General features: G+C 28.7%; 15 protein-coding genes. 11 read left to right on the plus strand and 4 right to left on the minus strand.

The window, feature by feature from the left end; genetic code table 11:
* The first annotated feature begins 39 nt into the window (after positions 1 to 39).
* Genes CAMP18497_RS06230 through recR form a run of 3 tightly spaced genes read left to right on the plus strand, consistent with a single transcriptional unit; the run spans position 40 to position 2,515 of the window.
* Entirely contained in the window at positions 40 to 711 is a 672-nt protein-coding gene (locus CAMP18497_RS06230) for a response regulator transcription factor (protein WP_039617824.1), read from the plus strand.
* Positions 708 to 1,940, plus strand: coding sequence for an ArsS family sensor histidine kinase (locus CAMP18497_RS06235; protein WP_337213212.1), 1,233 nt, complete (start codon positions 708 to 710; stop codon positions 1,938 to 1,940). Before CAMP18497_RS06230 ends, CAMP18497_RS06235 begins: the two co-directional genes overlap by 4 nt.
* Positions 1,940 to 2,515, plus strand: coding sequence for a recombination mediator RecR (gene recR / locus CAMP18497_RS06240; RefSeq protein ID WP_337213234.1), 576 nt, complete (start codon positions 1,940 to 1,942; stop codon positions 2,513 to 2,515). Before CAMP18497_RS06235 ends, recR begins: the two co-directional genes overlap by 1 nt.
* Here recR and CAMP18497_RS06245 read toward each other — a convergent pair.
* Genes CAMP18497_RS06245 through CAMP18497_RS06255 form a run of 3 tightly spaced genes read right to left on the minus strand, consistent with a single transcriptional unit; the run spans position 2,502 to position 5,780 of the window.
* Positions 2,502 to 3,524, minus strand: a complete 1,023-nt coding sequence (locus CAMP18497_RS06245; RefSeq protein WP_337213214.1) for a hypothetical protein — start codon at positions 3,522 to 3,524, stop codon at positions 2,502 to 2,504. The genes recR and CAMP18497_RS06245 overlap by 14 nt on opposite strands.
* Positions 3,521 to 5,314: an excinuclease ABC subunit UvrC gene (gene uvrC / locus CAMP18497_RS06250; RefSeq protein WP_337213216.1), complete on the minus strand. Its 1,794-nt coding sequence runs from the start codon at positions 5,312 to 5,314 to the stop codon at positions 3,521 to 3,523. The genes CAMP18497_RS06245 and uvrC overlap by 4 nt, the downstream gene beginning before the upstream one ends.
* A complete protein-coding gene (locus CAMP18497_RS06255; RefSeq protein WP_337213218.1) occupies positions 5,307 to 5,780 on the minus strand; it encodes a hypothetical protein in 474 nt (157 codons plus the stop codon). The genes uvrC and CAMP18497_RS06255 overlap by 8 nt, the downstream gene beginning before the upstream one ends.
* Positions 5,781 to 5,914: 134 nt before the next feature.
* On the opposite strand from CAMP18497_RS06255, the gene nhaD reads away from it, so the two are divergent.
* A complete protein-coding gene (gene nhaD / locus CAMP18497_RS06260) occupies positions 5,915 to 7,273 on the plus strand; it encodes a sodium:proton antiporter NhaD (protein ID WP_337213221.1) in 1,359 nt (452 codons plus the stop codon).
* Positions 7,274 to 7,282: 9 nt separating this feature from the next.
* Positions 7,283 to 8,818 carry a glutamine-hydrolyzing GMP synthase gene (guaA, locus tag CAMP18497_RS06265; protein ID WP_337213223.1) on the plus strand — a complete coding sequence of 512 codons (1,536 nt, stop codon included), beginning with the start codon at positions 7,283 to 7,285 and terminating at the stop codon, positions 8,816 to 8,818.
* Here the strand turns inward: guaA and CAMP18497_RS06270 are convergent, their stop codons facing one another.
* Positions 8,819 to 9,370: a class I SAM-dependent methyltransferase gene (locus CAMP18497_RS06270; protein WP_039617837.1), complete on the minus strand. Its 552-nt coding sequence runs from the start codon at positions 9,368 to 9,370 to the stop codon at positions 8,819 to 8,821.
* Between the two features lie 112 nt (positions 9,371 to 9,482).
* Between CAMP18497_RS06270 and CAMP18497_RS06275 the strand changes: the two genes are divergently transcribed.
* The 6 genes from CAMP18497_RS06275 (at position 9,483) to CAMP18497_RS06300 (ending at position 17,815) form a co-directional block, all read left to right on the plus strand.
* The gene (locus tag CAMP18497_RS06275) at positions 9,483 to 10,922 is read left to right on the plus strand and encodes a hypothetical protein (protein WP_337213226.1); all 1,440 of its coding nucleotides are present in this window, start codon (positions 9,483 to 9,485) and stop codon (positions 10,920 to 10,922) included.
* A gap of 263 nt (positions 10,923 to 11,185) precedes the next feature.
* Complete coding sequence (purD, locus tag CAMP18497_RS06280; RefSeq protein WP_337213228.1) at positions 11,186 to 12,436, plus strand: phosphoribosylamine--glycine ligase; 1,251 nt, start codon at positions 11,186 to 11,188, stop codon at positions 12,434 to 12,436.
* On the plus strand, positions 12,433 to 12,891 hold the full coding sequence (locus CAMP18497_RS06285) for an RDD family protein (RefSeq protein WP_039617840.1): 459 nt from the start codon (positions 12,433 to 12,435) through the stop codon (positions 12,889 to 12,891). Before purD ends, CAMP18497_RS06285 begins: the two co-directional genes overlap by 4 nt.
* Positions 12,881 to 14,917, plus strand: coding sequence for an LPS-assembly protein LptD (locus CAMP18497_RS06290; RefSeq protein WP_337213236.1), 2,037 nt, complete (start codon positions 12,881 to 12,883; stop codon positions 14,915 to 14,917). Before CAMP18497_RS06285 ends, CAMP18497_RS06290 begins: the two co-directional genes overlap by 11 nt.
* Positions 14,917 to 15,573 (plus strand): phosphoribosyltransferase family protein, encoded by a 657-nt coding sequence (locus CAMP18497_RS06295; RefSeq protein ID WP_263675368.1) that lies wholly within the window; start codon positions 14,917 to 14,919, stop codon positions 15,571 to 15,573. The genes CAMP18497_RS06290 and CAMP18497_RS06295 overlap by 1 nt, the downstream gene beginning before the upstream one ends.
* A 133-nt stretch (positions 15,574 to 15,706) precedes the next feature.
* Positions 15,707 to 17,815, plus strand: coding sequence for a polyribonucleotide nucleotidyltransferase (locus tag CAMP18497_RS06300; RefSeq protein ID WP_337213232.1), 2,109 nt, complete (start codon positions 15,707 to 15,709; stop codon positions 17,813 to 17,815).
* The last annotated feature ends 85 nt before the right edge of the window (positions 17,816 to 17,900 follow it).

Below are 17,900 nucleotides of genomic sequence, written 5' to 3' on the forward strand. Positions count from 1 at the left end.
ATATTAAGTTTGTAACATATTTTCACTAAAGGGGTAGAGATGATTAATGTTTTAATGATCGAAGATGATCCAGATTTTGCAGAGTTTTTGGCAGAATATTTGGCCCAGTTTAATATAAAAGTTACTAATTATGAAGATCCGTATTTAGGAATGAGTGCTGGTATAAAAAACTATGATTGTTTAATTCTTGATTTAACTTTACCTGGACTTGATGGTCTTGAAGTTTGTCGTGAAATAAGGGAAAAATATAGTATTCCTATTATTATTTCTTCAGCTAGAAGTGATTTGAGTGATAAAATTGTAGGACTTCAAATAGGTGCGGATGATTATCTACCAAAACCTTACGATCCAAAAGAAATGCATGCAAGAATTATGAGTTTGATTCGTCGTTCAAAACGCGTAAATGAAACTCCTGAGAAAATTATCAATTCAGCATTTAAAATTGATGAAAAAAGACATGAGATTAGTTACAATGATGAAGTTTTAGTTTTAACACCTGCTGAGTATGAAATTTTAAGTTATATGATAAGACAACATGGATTTTCAGTTAGTAGAGAGCAACTTGTATATCACTGTAAGAGTTTAAAAGATAAAGATTCTAAGAGTTTAGATGTAATTATTGGTAGACTTAGAACTAAGATTGGCGATAGTTCAAAAGCACCAAAACACATTTTCTCAGTCAGAGGAATAGGATATAAATTAATAGGATGAAAGTAACTATTAATCTTAAGATTACAGTCCTTTTTGCAACAGCTTTTTTATTTGTTTGTGCCTTATTTGTGCTTTTAGGTAAGGTTCAGATAGATTCTTATTTAACTAATGAGCAAAGCAGACAAAAAGAAATTGTAGAAAAAATAATATATAATTTAGAAAGAAAAGAAGGTTTTTCAATACATGAGTATCTTCTTTCTAAATCTTTTAAATTAGTTGAAAATGAGCGTAATATAAAACATATTGTTGCTAAAGGTGAAAAAGTACTTAGGGTTAATTCCTTGTATGGAAACTTTTCTTCTATTATTTATCATAACCAAATTTTTTTCTATGTAGAGCAACTTAATACAAAACATCTTTATGAGTTAAACGCTTCTGCGCGTCTTGAGTATTTATTTTTATTGAGTTTCTTTTTTAGCTTGATTTTGATTATATTTTTATATTTTTCAGTATTAAGATCTTTAATGCCTTTAAAAATTTTAAAAAAGAAAATTAAAAATATTAGCGCAGGTAAAATTGAACCTTTATCTGAATACTCTCAGATCAATGATGAAATTTCTGAAATTTCTTTTGAATTTGACCATGCTATTAATAAAATTCAAGAACTTGTAAAATCAAGACAGTTTTTCTTAAGAATGATTATGCACGAGCTTAAAACACCTATTGGAAAAGGTAGAATAGTTTGTGAAATGCTAGATAATCAAAAGCAAAAAGATCGTTTGGTAGCGATTTTTGAAAGACTTGAATTGTTAATAGATGAATTTGGAAAAATTGAAAAAGTTTTATCAAGAAATTGTCAGCTTAATTTGCAAACTTATCATTTGAGTTTGATTTTAGAGCAGGCTGAAGATTATTTAATGAGAGATGATTTTTATCAAAAAGTAAAGATTACTTATAAAGAGGATACTATGATAGTTGCTGATCTAGAACTCTTTTCTTTAATGCTTAAAAATTTAATTGATAATGCTATTAAATACTCAGTTGATAAAGCTTGCGAGATTATATGTTCTGGAGATTATATTATTGTTAGAAACAAGGGAATTCAACTTAAAAAAACTTTTGATTATTACTTAAAACCTTTTGTAAGAGAGCATAATACCCAAGTAGAAGGAATGGGGTTAGGACTTTATATTATTAATAATATTTGCAATCTTCATGGTTATAATCTAACCTATAGTTATGAAGATGGTTATCATACTTTTAAAATTGTTTTTTCAAGGTTGAAATAATTTTGAAGGGCTTAGAAAAATTTAATGAGTTAGTAGCTGCTTTTTCTGCATTGCCTACCATAGGAAAGAAATCTGCTTTAAGACTTGCATATCATGTTTGTATAAAAGATCCTTTGTTAGGTTCTAAACTTGCTTATCATATTGAAGAATCCATAAGAATGATAAAAAAATGCACACAATGTGGCGCTTTAAGTGAAAATGAATTATGTGAAGTTTGTTCTAATATAGAAAGAAATCGTAATATTATCTGTATAGTTCAAGATTCTAAAGATGTCTTGGTTTTAGAAGATAGCAGAAGTTATGATGGGCTTTATTTTGTACTTGATGACACAAGCGAGGAAAATATTGCAAAATTAAGAAGTATGATTGAGTATAATAAAACTACAGAAATATTTTTTGCTTTCACGCAAGGCTTAAATTCTGATGCTATTGTTTTTTTTATTGAGGAAAAATTAAAAGATTTAAATTTAAGTTTTTCGCAAATAGCTCAAGGTATCCCAAGTGGTGTGAGTTTGGAAAATGTTGATTTTATATCTTTACATAAAGCTATAAATCATAGAACTAAGCTTGATTAATATATTTTTTTAATAATGCCAACCATTCATTTTTGTTAATATCATTTAAGATTATATTGGTAAAATCACAGTTTTTAACCCTATCTTTGGAAAAAAGTAAAATGGTATTTTGTGGATTTTTTATTTTATATTCTTGCAAAATTTGACTAATACATGCAAGATCAAATTTTATAACTTCATAATCTATTAAAATCAATTTGAAATTTAATTGTAAAGTTTTTTTAAAATCACTTAAATTATTTACAGCTTGGTTGTTTTGGCAAAATTGATTGGTTATATTTAAAATAAGATCGTTTTCAAAACTAGTAGATTTAAAAATCAAAACATTATAGGAATTTCTTTTTTTGTAAGTTTCTTGTGTGAAATTGGCATTTAAAAAATTAATAATATCTTCAGCGCAAATTTTAGTAAAAGTAAAATTTAAAATATCATCAACTTTTTCTTTCGAGATAATAAGGCTAAATTTCTTTTCTTTATAATCCTTTGCAATTTCACTGCTAATTCCTATATTTGATAATATACATTGTAAAAGAAAATTTTCAATAACATTGTCGTTTATGATACCTACATGTATATTTTCAAAACAATCATTTATGGGAATTTTATTGTGGTGATATTGTTGTAAAATTGGTTTTAGTGTGCATAAACTATCTGTTTGTAGGTAATTTAAACCTTGAATAAGACATTGAAAATCTTTTTGTGTAAGTTGATTTTGTAGTTTTTGATCTTGTAGTTGCTTGTTGATTAAATCAAACGATAGTTTTAAATTTTCTTTTAATTCTTCTAAAGAGTTTGATTTTGGTAAGGAAAAATATTTTTCAATTTCTTGAGTTAAAATTTTATTTTTTTTGATTTTTTGATTTTTTAAGATTATATAAACACATGCAATGATAAAAATCAAAATACTTATAAAAGTATAAATGAAGAATAGTTTTTGATCGATAGGGTATAAAAAATAATAATTTAAAAAATATAAAATTAAAGTCAAAAGACTAATAAATAATATCATAAATTTTCCTTGATTAATTTAGCTATCTTTGCATTGGAAAGTGATTTTAATTCATCAAAACTAGCTTTGCTAATCTCATCAAAACTACCATAATAATCTAAAAATTTTTTAATATATCCTTGGGAAATTCCAAGTTGTATTAACCTAGAACTTTGCAAATCTTGTTTTCTTTTTGTTTTTTGATGAAAACTAATTGCAAAGCGATGTGCTTCATCACGTAATTTTTGCAAAAATTGTAATTTTTTATCATCAGTTGAAAGTTGAATTTTACCTTCTTGGGTATAAATTTTATCTTTTGCGCTTCCTTTTGCTCTATAAGCTTTTGCGTCTATTTTTTCTTTAGAAATAGCTAAAATATCTACATTTGCCCCAGAACTTTTGATGATATCATTTGCTAGCTTTAATAAAGCATCTCCCCCATCAATTAACCATAAATCAGGCGGAGGATTTTTATCAAATGACATAGCTCTTTTACTAAGAGTTTGAAGCATTTGATCATAATCATTTTTATAGGATAAATGGTAGTGTCTATAAGAACTTTTATCAAATTTTCCATCTTTATAGGCTACCAAAGCACCGACATTCGCTTCACCTTGCATATGGGAATTGTCAAAAATTTCTATACAATTAGGATAATTTTGTAGGTTAAAAAATTCTTTTAATTCTTTCAAAAATAAATAATCATCACTTTTTAAGTGTTTTTGTATGTTTATTTTTGCATTTTCTAATGCAAGTTCGCACAAAGCTTTTTTTTCACCAAGTTTTGGAGTCTTAAGGTGAAATTTTCTAGAAAATCTCTCACTAAGTAAATTTTGCAAAAGGTTCATATCTTCAAATTCTTCATGCGTATAAATTCGGGTTGAATTTATTGGGCTATCTTGGGTGTAATTTTCTAATATGTATTGTTTATATACTGCATTTAGGTCAAATTCATCTTGATGATTTAGGGTTAGCACTTTATGGTTTGAGCTAATTATTCTACCATTATTTATAACAAAACGCACCATAGAGAGTATATTTACTTCATGGTATATGGCAAAAACATCAAAATCTTCTAATTTTGCAAGGTCTATTTGTATTTTTACGCTTAAATCTTCTATTGTTTTGATTTGATCCCTTATAATAGCTGCTTCTTCGTAGTTTTCATTTTTTGCATATTCAAGCATTTTATTTTCTAAATTTTTTGTTAAAGATAAGGGGTTTAAAAGGGCTTGGGTAGCCTTTTGGACAATTTTTTCATAATCTTGTTTGGAAATTTTTTGCTCACATGGACCTTTACAACGCTTGATTTGATAAAAAAGACAAAGTTCTTTACAAGATTTTTTTTGTCTTAGTTCAAACGATAAATACAAAGCATTTAAAAGCTCTTTTGCTCCTTTAAAAAATGGACCAAAATATTTTATTTTATTTTTTTTGATAATTTTTCTTGTAATTTCAAATCTAGGAAAATCTTCATTTAAATCTATATAAATATAAGGGTAGGTTTTATCATCTCTTAATAATATATTATATTTTGGATGAAGTTGCTTTATAAAAGAATTTTCTAGTATTAAAGCATCGGCCTCACTTTTTGTGGTGATAAATTCTAAATGATGTGTTTGGCTAATCATTTTTTGAATTCTTAAGCTATTGTTAGGATTAGGGCTAAGTTTTGGAGTGAAGTTAAAATAACTTCTAACGCGGTTTTTTAAATTCTTGGCCTTACCTACATATAAAAGCTTACCTTGAATATCAAAATACTGATACACACCTGGTAAATTAGGTAAGGTTTTAAGTTCATTTTCAAGCATTTTTTATAAGCTTTCGTAGTTCTTCAAATTTATTATATAAAATAGGATTTTCAAAATGGTTTTTAAAATTTCCATTAGAAAGCTCTAGATGAGTTTTTTTACGATCAGCAAAAATACTATTTTTAGATATAAAGTTTTTATCGCTAAGTATTTTTATATTTTCTACCTTTGCAAAATTACTCATTGGTTTAGCTAAAGTATAGTTTTTTATGAGACTTTTAATCATTTTTTTGGTATTATCGTGATTAAGCTCCATATACGCAATGTGGTGTTTAACTAAAATAATCAAAGTATTATTTTTTATAAAGAGTTTAGTAATCATTTGTTGATGATTATGATTAAACAAATTTAAAAACTCTTTATATTGCAAAAGCGCTTTTAAAGGTCTATAATGTTTATATTTTTCAGAATTAACAAATATATTAATAATATCACGACTTGTTTTAATATCATTTTTAACTTCCATTTAATTATTGTAACATTTTTTTTATTAATATTTTTAAGTGCATGTGGTTATAAAGCCGCTCCATTTTATGAAATGAAAGATAATAATGGCAGCGTAAAGGAAATAAAAAAATTCCAATCTTTGGAGAGTGAAATATGAGTAGAATACTTTTTTTGCTTTGTTTTAGTATTAGCTTTTTATTGGCAGGTCAAACTCATGAGTTAAATTTGGCTTTTAGTGCTTTGGGTATAGGTGTTTTAATAATTTTTATATTAGGTTATTATTTCATCGCAGCAGAAGAAAAATATCATATTAACAAAACAAAGCCTGCTTTGTTTATAGGTACTTTATCTTTTGTTATCATAGGTATATATATGGTAATGAATGATTTAGATACGCAAATACTTGAAGAAAGTGTTAATCATCTTATTTTAGAAATTGCACAAATTGTTTTTTTCTTAATAGCTGCTATGACTTTTATAGAAGCATTGATAGAAAGATCAGTTTTTGAAACTTTAAAATACAAACTTGTAAGCAAGGGTTATACCTATAGAAAGTTATTTTGGCTCACAGGTATTTTAGCTTTTTTTATTTCTCCAATTGCAGACAATCTTACAACCGCTTTGATTTTATCTACTGTGCTTTTAACCATAGATAAACATAATAAAGAATTTTTAATCCCAGGTGCTATAAATATTGTCGTTGCAGCTAATGCTGGTGGAGCTTGGTCGCCTTTTGGTGATATTACTACTTTGATGGTTTGGACAGCAAAAAAAGCCACGTTTTTTGAATTTTTTGCTCTTTTTCCTGCTTCTTTTATTGGTTGGTTACTTACTGCTTATTTATTATCGCGTTATGTGCCTGATATTAAGCCAAATTTTCACAAAGATAATTTAGAAAAAGTAGGAATTAAACCAGGTGGTAAAGTTTTTATTGTACTTGGTTTTTTAACTATAGCTTTAGCAGTATTTATTCATAGTATTTGCGATTTACCTGCAATGTGGGGTATGATTTTTGGTCTTTCATTGCTTAGTTTATATATGTATTTTTTCAATAGAAAACAAGGTAAAAAAGATTTAAATATTTTTCATTATATGACGCGTATTGAAATGGATACTTTATTATTTTTCTTTGGTATTTTATCTGCTGTGGGCGCCTTGCATTTTGTTGGTTGGCTTGCATATGCTTCTGATCTTTATGCAAAATTTGGAGCTACTAGTATTAATATAGGAGTAGGATTTTTATCTGCTATTGTAGATAATGTTCCGGTTATGAGTGCGGTATTAAAAGCAAACCCAAGTATGGATGATACTCAATGGCTTTTGGTAACTCTTACAGCGGGAATAGGGGGATCTTTGATTAGTTTTGGTTCAGCTGCTGGAGTGGGAGTAATGGGTAAAATGAAAGGAATTTATACTTTTAACGCTCATTTAAAATATGCATGGACGATTTTGGTTGGTTATATAATATCTATTATAGTTTGGTATGTACAATTTCAATTGTTAAATTTATAAAGGAGTTAGATGAAAAAAGCAGATATTTTAGTTTTGGACTTTGGTTCACAATATACGCAACTCATTGCTAGAAGATTAAGAGAGCAAGGTGTGTATGCAGAAATTTTACCTTTTAATGTGAGCTTGGATGAGATTAAAGCTAAAGAGCCTAAAGGTATTATTTTAAGTGGTGGGCCAGCTAGTGTATATGCAAATGATGCTTATTTTTGTGATAAGGGTGTTTTTGATTTAAATATACCAGTTTTAGGAATATGCTATGGTATGCAACTTATGGCACATCATTTTGGAGCAAATGTTGCCCCAGCAGGTCATAAAGAATATGGTAAAGCAACTATAGATATTCAAAATGATAGTGACTTGTTTAAAAATCTACCTAAAAAGCAAACAGTATGGATGAGCCATTCTGATAAGGTTGAGAATTTACCACAAGGTTTTGAGGTTTTAGCAACTAGCGAAAATAGTCCTTTTTGTGTATTTGGAGATGAGAAGCGTAAATTTTTTGCTTTACAATTTCACCCTGAAGTTCAACATAGTGAATTTGGAAAAAGCATCTTGAAAAATTTCGCAAAATACGCATGTAATTGTGATAGTGTATGGAATATGGGATCTTTTGCAAAAACTCAAGCACAAAAAATTAAAGAAGAAGTAGGAAATGATAAAGTACTTTGTGCAGTAAGCGGTGGGGTTGATAGTAGCGTGGTGGCTGCATTGCTAGCAAGTGCGATAAAAGATCAAGTGGTGGTTGTTTTTGTTGATAATGGTCTTTTAAGAAGTGGTGAAAAAGAACAAGTTGAGTATATGTTTAGACACACCTTGGGCATTGATTTAATCAGTATTGATGCTAGAGAGATTTTCTTAAGTCGTTTAGCGGAGGTAAGAGATCCTGAACAAAAGAGAAAAATCATAGGAAATACTTTCATAGAGGTTTTTGAAGAAGAAGCTAAAAAACATAAAGATGTAAAATATCTAGCACAAGGGACTTTGTATACAGATATTATCGAAAGTTCGGTTGTAGGAGCTAGTAAGACTATAAAATCTCATCATAATGTGGGCGGCTTGCCTGAAAAGATGAATTTAAAACTTATCGAGCCTTTAAAGGAAATTTTTAAAGATGAGGTAAGAGCTTTAGGAATGGAGCTTGGTTTAAGTAAAGATGTAGTTTATCGTCATCCTTTCCCAGGACCAGGTCTTGCTATACGTATAATGGGCGAGGTGAATGAGCCTAGTTTGGAGCTTTTAAGAAAAGCAGATGTTATTTTGATTGAAGAATTAAAAAGCAGTGGCTGGTATGATAAGACATGGCAAGCTTTTTGTGTGCTTTTAAACGTGCAAAGTGTTGGTGTAATGGGAGATAATAGAACCTATGATAACGCAGTTTGCGTGCGTGTTGTTAATGCAAGCGATGGTATGACTGCAACTTTTTCTCATTTACCTTATGAATTATTAGAAAATATTTCACGCCGTATTATTAATGAAGTAGAAGGAATCAATCGCGTGGTGTATGATATTTCTAGTAAGCCACCAGCAACGATTGAATGGGAATGATTATTTAGTACAAAAATATACAAAAGCAGGGGGGAGATTTTGCCAAATGATAGGTGAAATTTCTACCTTGCTAAAAGTAGCAAAAAGTTTTTTCTTAAAAGCCCTTCCTTTTGGTGTTGGGAGTATATAAGCAAATGTTGCAAAACAACCGTTTTCCTCTAAAGCATCATGAATAGATTTTAATAATAAATCTTGCTCTTTGGAATTTAATAAAGCCCAAGGAATTCCTGAGATGATCAAATCAACACTATTGATCGCTCTTTTTTCTAGCATATTTGGTAAAAATTCTGCTGAATTAACTTCTATATCTATATTTTTTATATTTTGCTTTAATTTTTTTGCCATGTGAGGGTTGATTTCAACGGCAAAAAATCTTGCATTATGACTTTTTTGTTTGAGAATATACTTTGTAAAACTCCCTGTACCAGGCCCTATTTCAACGATATTTTTTGCATGTTGGACATGAGAAGTTATAAGTTTGCTTAATTTTTTAGAGCTTGCACAAAATGCACCTGTTTGTTTTGGGTTTTTAAAATATTGATATAAAAACATAAATAAAATACCTAAAGATGTTTATTTTGTGAAATTTTAAAATATAATTGTAAATTTATGAAAACAAAGTTAAAATAAGAATTGAATTTTTCTTTAGATCAAGGATTTGGATATGCACGGAAAAATAATGGTTTATGTGGATGCTACTGGAAGAGGAACAGTAATCAATCTAGCAAAAACATTTTTTGAATTTAATAAACATGCATGGCATGATAAAAGAAGTATGCCAACAGTTGGTATGTTTGTTGAATTTAGATCCGATGGAAAGCATATTACTGATTTACGTCCTTCTAAATTTCAAGAATTTACAGATAATGATTTTATTAAAGAAAGAGATTTTTGGAAAACAGATAGTGATGATGAGTTAGAAGATTTAAGACTAACAAGACGTGATGCCTATGTTCAAGAGCTTTATAGAGAAACTGATTATGATAATCTTGATAAAATCACATTAAATTTAACTATCCCACAAGCTATTCAAAGATATTTTTATAATGAAACCTTGTCAATTAATGCAGTAAAAGACATTAACACAGATGAGGTGCCATATATTATTGATTTTTTTGCTATGAAGCGTTTTTTGTATAAGGCTTTAGATACTTTATTATTTTCGGATAATACTATCAATCAAGCTGATTTTTCTGCAATGAAAAATATCATAGTACACCTTGAAATGGCGTATAAAGATATGAAAGATAAACAAAAACATATCAATATGGAGCGTTTGTATGATGAGGTGTTTTTATCTCATCAATGTCATTATCAAGCACTTTTAGCTTCGATTGATAATAGGAAAAATAGAAAATTAGCACTAGATCGCCAGATGAGTACTTTAATTACGGATATAAAATCAAAACAAGCAAGATTAGAATCTGAAAATGGCAAAAAACGACAAGAATTTGAAGAAATGATACAAAGTAAAAAACAAAAGCTTGTTGAAATAAAAAATGAAGTAGATTATTTTACAAAAAGCATAGAAAAACTAGAAGCAATGAAAAAGTCTTTTTATGAAAAAAATCTTACTATTTTTAGTAATAGTTTTAATATGGCAAGAGAAAAACTTTTTGAAAAAATTAAGCAAGGCTTGAATATTTGTGCTACAAAACTAGATATAGAAATTTGGAAAAAATCTTTAAAATCAACAAGTATTAAAAACTCTTATTTTAAAACAGCAAGTGAAATTTCTTTTTGCACGCTTTCTTTTGCTGAGCTTTATTTAAATAGACTAAATAAACATGCATTAAACCCAAATGATCAATTATTACTTTCCTATGTTAAAAAGGTTCGAAAAGAATGTGAAAAGAGTTTTTTAGTAGTTACTTCTAATCCTGATTTGTATGTTAGCATGAAGATTCAAATTTTTGCAATGAATCCTTATTATGTAGTTAAGCATGCACCTAAAAAAGTAAATTATCAAGGATTAATGAAAAATACTGAATTTGATATAGTTTATGTAGATGAAAAGACTATATGGGCGCCTGTTGCTGATGTTATCTTAGAAGGGAAATATTTCTTAAAAAAAGATTCTAAAACTAAATTTAAAATTTTATAAAAATCCTTTTTAAACCCTATTTTTAAGTTTTCTTAGTTATAATTATATTGCCTAAATGGTTCGATATGGTATTAAAGAGGATCCAACACATTAATTATAAGCTGTGATGTGTGATTTACCGTGTTCTGTGACTTCGTTTGAGTTTTGAGAAAAGCGAGAAGCTGCAGCCTTTAAAAATCACCTAATGGCATACTTTGACTTTTTGAGGGTCAGACACTTATACTCCGGCCATTTGGGTTTTTGCAACACTTTTAAGGAAAATAATGAAAATTTTAATATTAGGAAGCGGTGCAAGAGAGTATTCTATCGCTTTGGCTCTTCAAAAAACAAATGATAATTTAGAATTTTATTTTGCTCCAGGAAATGGTGCTACTGCTAAAATAGGAACTAATCTTAATATGAAAGATCCTAAGGTGATTACAGCTTATGCAAAAGCATCTGAAATTGATCTTTGTATAGTTGGGAGCGAAAATTTTTTAGCAGAGGGTATAGTAGATCTTTTTAAAGAAAACAATATTGCTATTTTTGGGCCTACTAAAGCTGCTGCTATGCTAGAGGCTTCAAAATCTTATATGAAGAGTTTTTTAAAAAAATATAAAATTAAAACAGCTAAATTTTTAAATACAACAGATTATGAAAAAGCTAAGAAATTTATTACATCCTTAACACCTCCTATAGTGGTAAAAGCAGATGGCTTATGTGCGGGTAAAGGGGTGATTATCGCGCAAAGTCATGAGGAAGCTTTAGAAGCTACTAAAAATATGCTAAGTGGAGAAAGCTTTGGGGAGGCTGGAAAGATTGTTGTGATTGAAGAATATCTTGATGGCTTTGAGTTAAGTGTATTTGCAGTTTGTGATGGAAATGATTTTATATTATTGCCTGCTGCACAAGATCATAAAAGATTATTAGATAATGATAAAGGACCTAATACAGGTGGCATGGGAGCTTATGCCCCAAGTGCTTTAGCAAGTGAGAATTTGTTAGAGCAGGTGAAAAAAGATATAGTGGCACCAACTCTTAAAGGTATGAAAGAAGAAGGTGTTGAATTTGTTGGAGTGTTGTTTATAGGTTTAATGGTTGTAAATAATAAACCTTATGTTTTAGAGTATAATGTGCGTTTTGGCGATCCTGAGTGTGAGGTTTTGATGCCTTTGATAGAAAATCCTTTGGATTTATTTTTAGCATGTGTGAACAAAAATCTTGCTAATACTCATATAAAAATTAAAAATGAATTTGCTGTGGGTGTGGTTTGCGCAAGTAAAAATTATCCTTACAAGGACTCACCAAAAGCCTTGATTGAGATAGATAATGTCCCGCAAAATTCTCATATTTCTTATGCTGGTGTAAGTTTGGAAGATGATAAATTGTATGCTAGTGGTGGTCGTGTATTAGTTTGTGTGGGAACTGGAAAAAGCATTGAGGAAGCTCAAAAAAATGCTTATATGCTTTGTGAAAATGTTCATTTTAAAGGAAAACAATATAGAAAAGATATTGCTTTTCAGGTTCTTAAATGAGTGCAAATCAAGAATTATTTGATAAACTAGAAAAAGAAGAGCTAAAAATAGCAAGTTTTAAAAAAAGATTTTTAGCTTATATTATTGATAGTTTTGTAATTTTAGCTATTGTAAGTATTATTTTGCTTGATAAAATTAATTCTATGCAAACTTATGATGAAATTCATAATCTTTTAATGCGCTTTGCTGGTGGAATTTTGATTTTACAGTTTGCGTATCATAGTTTATTTACTTATTTATACGGTGCAACTTTAGGGAAAATGCTTTTGAAAATTATGGTGATTGACCAAGAATTACTAGATAAGCCAAATTTTACCCAAAGTGCTTTAAGGGCAGGTGTAAGACAAATTAGCGATATGTTGTATGGTTTAGGTTTTGCTTGGGCTTTGAGTAATATTGTTTTAAAAACTTGGCATGACTATGCAGCAAAAACAGTGGTGATAGATCTTGCGTAAAATATTACTTTCTTTAGCTTGTATAGGAAGTTTATATGCTTCTAAGGTAGATATTTATGCTTTAGATGTTGTAAAAAAAAATGATATTATAGAAGCAAAAAATAATGTAGTTGTAGTTTCTGATTTGTATTTAATCACCGCAAGTGAGGCTAAATTTAATGAAACAACTAAAGATTTAGAATTATTTGGTGATGTAAATATCTTACGAGGGCAAAAAGAAAGAACTAATTCTACTTATACTAAAATTAATCTTAAAGATAACACAACAGCTTTTAAAAATTTATTTTTTTCAAATAACGATTTAGAGGTTTGGTTGCAATGTCATCAAGCTGATTTAAATGATAAATTTGTTATAACTAAAAAGTCAGTTGTTTCTAGTTGTAATGTAGAAAATCCTGATTGGGAAATTCGTTTTGATGAAGGAAAATTAAATAAAGAAAGTAATTTTTTACATCTTTATAATGCAAGATTGTATGTTAAAAATACCCCTGTGATGTATTTACCTTATTTTGGTTTTAGTGTAGATACTAAAAGAAAAAGTGGTTTGTTAATCCCTCAGGTGGTTTTAAAGCAAAGTGAGGGGCTGTATTACAACCAACCAATTTATTATGTTATTGATGATAATGCAGATATTCAATTTGAGCCTCAAATTAGAACAAAAAGAGGTTATGGATTATACTCAACCTTAAGATTTATTGGCAGTCCTTATTCTCAAGGTGAAATTAGCGGTGGTATTTTTGGAGAAAAATCAAGCTACAAAAGAGAGGAAAATTTAAAAAACAAAGAACATTATGGTTTAGAAATCAAATATTCAAGTGAAGCTTTGTTTAAAAGTCTTTTGAGCGATGAGTTTCAAGAAGGCTTGTGGGTTGATGCTACTTATTTAAATGATGTGGATTATATGAATTTAAGTTCTAGTGCAAAAACTGAAGCTTCTTTAGTTACCTCAAAAATAAATTATTTTTTATCTGATGATGATAATTATTATGGTGCTTATGCAAAGTATTATATAGATACTTCTAAAATTAGCAATAAAGATACCATGCAAGAATATCCATCTTTTCAATATCATAGATATTTAAATGGTTTTTTTGATAATTATATACAATATAGTTTAGACGCTTCTTTTCATAGGTATTATAGACATACAGGTATTTATGCTAAAACATTAGATTTTGATCTGCCTTTAATCTATCATACGAGTTTTATGGATGATTTTTTAAATTTTACTTTTACTGAAAGAGTATATGCAAATTTTGTTAATTATTCTAATACAGATGCTAAAAATCAAGAACATTTGTTTCAAAATTCACATAATTTTTCTTTATATACAGATCTTTCTAAGCCATATGAAAATTTTTATCACACTTTATATTTAGGTGCTAATTATTTTATACCTGGAGCCAAATCAGGTAAAATTACTGAAGATTTTATAGAATTAAAAAATGATCCTGAGCAGTTTAATTTTTCAATGTATCAGTATTTTTACAATACTTTAGGTAAAAAAAAGCTATACCATAGTTTAAAGGCTAAATATTTCACCAAGGAAGGTAGTTTTGGCGGTTTTGATAATGTTATAGAATATTTTTATAATGATTATATAAGCTTGAGAAATGAAGCAGAGTATTCAGGGGTGGATAATCGCTTTGATAAAGTATTTAGTGAGGCTTTGTTTGATTATGGTGAGTGGAAAGTTAGTCTAAACCATGCTTATAGAATTTATGAAAATGAAAAATATAATTTTTTAGGAACTAAAGCTCAGTATGATATAAATACTAACTATCAAATATTTGGTGGTTTGTGGTTTGATTTAAATAAAGATCCTGAAAAATGGGAAGTAGGTTATACCTATCAAAGAAAATGTTGGAATTATTCTTTGATGTATCGTAAGGATATTTTACCTAAGCTTACTAGTGGAGGGATTAGCGCTAAAGATCAAAGCGGTGTATATTTTATGTTTAATTTTTATCCGTTGGGCGGAGTTTCTTATGATTTTTCTTTGGAAGAAAATGAAAGGTCTATATAATGCTTTTTGAAGATGAAAAAGATGCGCTTGCTAGATTGTATGATATATTACCACTAAATAAATTAAAAGATTATATTATTATTACACCTTCTTTAAAATCTATAATTTTTGTTGATGCGCTAGCACAAAAATTAGAAATTCCGTATGATTTTTTATTTACAGAACAAATTAAAGCTCCTAATAATGATGAGTGTCAAATAGCTATGATTAGTGAGACAAAGGAGCTTGTTTATAATGAGGCTTTAGTTAAAGCTTTTGATATAAGCTTAGATTATATTTATGGTGAGGCAAACAGGACTTATGAAGAAAAAATTTTAAAAAATGTATATCGTTACAGAAAAGGAAATCTTTTAAAAGACTTAAAAGGAAAAAATATTTTAATGTTACATGAGGGCTGTGAAAGTGGAATTACTGCTTCTTCATGTATTAAAAGTTTGCTAAAGGAAGAAGTAAATAGTATTATTTATGCCACTGCCTTAATGCCAAGTGATGTGTATGATTATATTAGTGTTTTTGTAGATGAGGTTTATTGTGTGCAAAAGATTGATCATTTTGTGAATATTGAGTTCTATTTTAAAAATAAAACGATTTTGCAAGCCTATGAAATTTTAGATATTTTAGAAGAAAGTAAGTATTATCTTCCTTTAAAAAAGTAAATTTATATCTAAACAATTTGTTGTTTAGATATAAATTTATAGGCAAAATAAAAACAGGCTTTTTAAGTTTTAATTTTTAAAATTTAAAAAGCTTATTTGGTTTTGTCTATGATAAAAATTTAAAGGAAAAATCATGCGACATGAAATAAATATCAATAATCATCTTGAAATATTTGATACCGATAAAGTGGCAAAACAAGCAGCAGGTGCAGTTTTAATGCAAGAAAAAAATGCAGTAGTCTTAGCAACTGTAGCAAGAGAAGAAAAAATGGTAGAAGAGGATTTTTTACCTCTTACGGTGCAATATATAGAAAAAGCTTATGCAGCAGGTAAAATTCCAGGTGGCTATGTAAAAAGAGAAACTAAACCAGGTGATAATGAAACTTTAAGTGCAAGGATTATAGATAGAAGTTTAAGACCTCTTTTTCCAAAAGGCTATGCTTATCCAACCCAAATTGTAGTTATGGTTCTTTCTGCCGATCCTGAAGTAGATTTACAAGTAATGAGCTTAAATGCTGCAAGTGTTGCTTTATATTTAAGTGATATTCCTATTAAAGCGCCAGTTTGTGGTGTAAGAATAGGTCGTATAAATAATGAATTTGTTTTAAATCCAAGTAACAGTGAGCTAAAAAATAGTACCCTAGATCTTTATGTAGCAGGTGTTAAAGATGAGCTTTTAATGATAGAAATGAGAGCTTTGGCAAATAAGCAAAACAATAAACATTGTATGAATGAGTTAAGTGAAGATGATACTTTAAAAGCTTTAGATTTTGCAGGTAATGCAATTTTACGTGGCTCTAATGAATATGAAAAAACATTTGCTGCTTATAGAAAAAATTCCAAACTTGAGTTTAAAATAGAACTAGATAATGCTCAAATTATTGACTATATAAAAAATACTTATATGACAAAACTTAAAATTGCTATTAATCAAATGGCGAAAAGTGAAAGGGCAAGCGAAATTTTACAAATTGCAAAAGAAATTGAAAGCGAAGCAATAGCTATTGAAAATGAATGGAAATTTGAAGATATTGAAAAAGCTTTGCATGTATGTAAAAGAGAACTTATTAGAAGTCAAATTATTAATGAAAATAAACGAGCAGATGGTAGAGGTTTGAAAGATGTTAGGAAAATAGATATAGAAACAAATATTTTACCAAGTGCTCATGGATCTTGTCTTTTTACTAGAGGACAAACCCAAGCCTTAGTTGTTGCAACTTTAGGAAATGATAATGATGCGCAAATGTCAGATTTGCTAACAGAAAAAAATCCAATTTGTGAAAAATTTATGGTTAATTATAATTTTCCGGGGTTTTCTGTAGGTGAGGCTAGCCCTATAAAAGCTCCTGGTAGAAGAGAGCTAGGGCATGGAAATTTAGCAAAACGAGCTTTACATCCTAGCGTAGATGTAGATTATGCTCATACTATTCGTTTGGTATCTGAAATTTTAGAAAGTAATGGTTCTAGTTCTATGGCTACTGTTTGTGGTGGTGCTTTGGCTTTAAGAGCTGCAGGAGTAAAAAGTGAAAAACTAGTAGCAGGTGTGGCAATGGGGCTTGTTTTTGAAGATGAAAAATATGCTATTTTAACCGATATCATGGGGCTTGAAGATCACGATGGAGATATGGATTTTAAAGTAGCAGGAAGTTATGATGGAATCACTGCTTTGCAGATGGATATAAAACTTGGTGGTATAGAGCAACAGGTTTTAAAAGAAGCTTTGTATCAAGCAAAAGAAGCTAGAGAGTATATTTTAAAACTAATGGAAGAAGCTGATAGAAATATCATTGTTAATGAGGCTATTTTACCAAAGATTGAGATCTTTAATGTAGATCCAAACAAAATCCCTGATATTATAGGTCAAGGCGGTAAAACTATAAAAGAAATCATCGAAAAATTTGAAGTTAATATCGACTTAGATAGAGATAAAGGCGAAGTTAAGATAGCAGGAATTAATCATGATTTAATTTCTCAAAGCAAAGAATATATATTAAATTTACTCCATTCTAAGGGTTCTAATAAAAAACGCGATAGAAAAGAAATGCCTAAATTTGATATCGGAGAAGAATTTATAGGAAAAGTTCAAAAAGTTGTAGAATTTGGAGTTTTTGTAGAACTTAAAGAAGGCGTGGATGGTTTATTGCATAATTCTAAGATTAAAGAAAAGTTAGAAGTAGGCAATGAAATTAAAGTTAAAGTTGCAGAAATTAAAAATGGAAAAGTTTCTTTAGATTTAGCCTAAATTTTGAGCATATTAAAAAATATGCTCAAAATTTTATATTATATCTTGACAAAAGAATATTCTTTTGGCATAATTTCATTTTTTG

It is taken from the genome of Campylobacter sp. W0066.1 (assembly GCF_024723635.1).
Taxonomy (GTDB): domain Bacteria; phylum Campylobacterota; class Campylobacteria; order Campylobacterales; family Campylobacteraceae; genus Campylobacter_D; species Campylobacter_D lari_C.

What these genes read in the sequence shown, in the direction of transcription:
- CAMP18497_RS06275 (WP_337213226.1), top strand. Translation starts at nt 9,483, where the DNA reads ATGCACGGAAAAATAATGGTTTATGTGGATGCTACTGGAAGAGGAACA.
- CAMP18497_RS06285 (WP_039617840.1), top strand. Translation starts at nt 12,433, where the DNA reads ATGAGTGCAAATCAAGAATTATTTGATAAACTAGAAAAAGAAGAGCTA.
- CAMP18497_RS06295 (WP_263675368.1), top strand. Translation starts at nt 14,917, where the DNA reads ATGCTTTTTGAAGATGAAAAAGATGCGCTTGCTAGATTGTATGATATA.
- guaA (WP_337213223.1), top strand. Translation starts at nt 7,283, where the DNA reads ATGAAAAAAGCAGATATTTTAGTTTTGGACTTTGGTTCACAATATACG.
- purD (WP_337213228.1), top strand. Translation starts at nt 11,186, where the DNA reads ATGAAAATTTTAATATTAGGAAGCGGTGCAAGAGAGTATTCTATCGCT.
- CAMP18497_RS06300 (WP_337213232.1), top strand. Translation starts at nt 15,707, where the DNA reads ATGCGACATGAAATAAATATCAATAATCATCTTGAAATATTTGATACC.
- CAMP18497_RS06230 (WP_039617824.1), top strand. Translation starts at nt 40, where the DNA reads ATGATTAATGTTTTAATGATCGAAGATGATCCAGATTTTGCAGAGTTT.
- CAMP18497_RS06255 (WP_337213218.1), bottom strand. Translation starts at nt 5,780, where the DNA reads ATGGAAGTTAAAAATGATATTAAAACAAGTCGTGATATTATTAATATA.
- CAMP18497_RS06235 (WP_337213212.1), top strand. Translation starts at nt 708, where the DNA reads ATGAAAGTAACTATTAATCTTAAGATTACAGTCCTTTTTGCAACAGCT.
- nhaD (WP_337213221.1), top strand. Translation starts at nt 5,915, where the DNA reads ATGAGTAGAATACTTTTTTTGCTTTGTTTTAGTATTAGCTTTTTATTG.
- CAMP18497_RS06245 (WP_337213214.1), bottom strand. Translation starts at nt 3,524, where the DNA reads ATGATATTATTTATTAGTCTTTTGACTTTAATTTTATATTTTTTAAAT.
- uvrC (WP_337213216.1), bottom strand. Translation starts at nt 5,314, where the DNA reads ATGCTTGAAAATGAACTTAAAACCTTACCTAATTTACCAGGTGTGTAT.
- CAMP18497_RS06270 (WP_039617837.1), bottom strand. Translation starts at nt 9,370, where the DNA reads ATGTTTTTATATCAATATTTTAAAAACCCAAAACAAACAGGTGCATTT.